Consider the following 961-nt stretch of genomic DNA (forward strand, 5'->3'; position numbering starts at 1 on the left):
TCCATATCATTGTAATTATAATTCCATATCCTTATCTTTGCTTCTAGTTCTCTTCTTGTCTTAAATCTGTTTCGGTCATAAAACATCTATCTCTGCTAATTCTCCTTTTAATAAAGGAACTTTTACATACTGGGCTTTCAAAAACCCTATCAAGCATTTAATTAATAATGCTGTTGCGTTAGATTCTAGAAACTAAGTTATTGGCAACTCAATATAAAAAGTAGATCCCTTGCCTTTATCCTTGCTCTCTGCCCAAATTTTACCCTGATGGAGTTCAAGATATTTTTTAGCCATATAAAGGCCAAGGCCTGCCCCCTCAATCCAATAAGCTATGCCCGCTTCTCCTCTGGTAAAACTTTCAAAGATATTTTTTTGTTCTTCTTTAGTCAGCCCTTCACCAGTATCTTTAACTGAAATTTGGAGAGTGGAATTGTTTTTTTCAGCTTTTATTTCAATTTGACCTTCTTTAGTATATTTTAAAGCATTGTCAATTAAATTCAAAATAGCTTGCCTGATTTTAAAAGAATCTATTTCAATTTTAGGTAAGGGCTTTTTTGGTCTTTGCCAAATTAATTTTAAATTTTTCTTTTTAGCTTCTGTTTCCATCTTTTCATAACAAGATTGAATAATGTCTTCAATTTGGGCAGATTCTTTGAATAATTCCGTCTCACCTAACTCAATCTTGGAAATAGTCAATAATTCATTGACAATCTTAATCAATCTTTCATTTGATTGGGAAACGGCGATTAATTTTTCTTTGGCTTTTTCCGGAATTTGGCCGTAAGAATCCTCAATCAACATTGAAATATATCCTTTGATGGCTGATAACGGCGTTCTTAATTGATGGGAAGACATGGTAATAAATTTTGATTTTGCTATATCCAAAACCTTTAAATCCTCATAAGCTTTTCTTAGTTCTTTAGTTCTTTGTTCAACCTGGCTTTCAAGCCCTTTGGCCAAT

Annotated in this window: 1 protein-coding gene; it reads right to left on the reverse strand. The window is 32.6% G+C overall.

The features are described 5' to 3' along the window. Positions 1-192: 192 nt before the first annotated feature. The coding region (locus tag KY054_03120; GenBank protein MBZ1356721.1) for a HAMP domain-containing histidine kinase at positions 193-961 on the reverse strand (769 nt) is incomplete at its 5' end.

The organism is Candidatus Nealsonbacteria bacterium (assembly GCA_019923605.1).
GTDB lineage: Bacteria > Patescibacteriota > Minisyncoccia > Minisyncoccales > CSSED10-335 > JAHXGM01.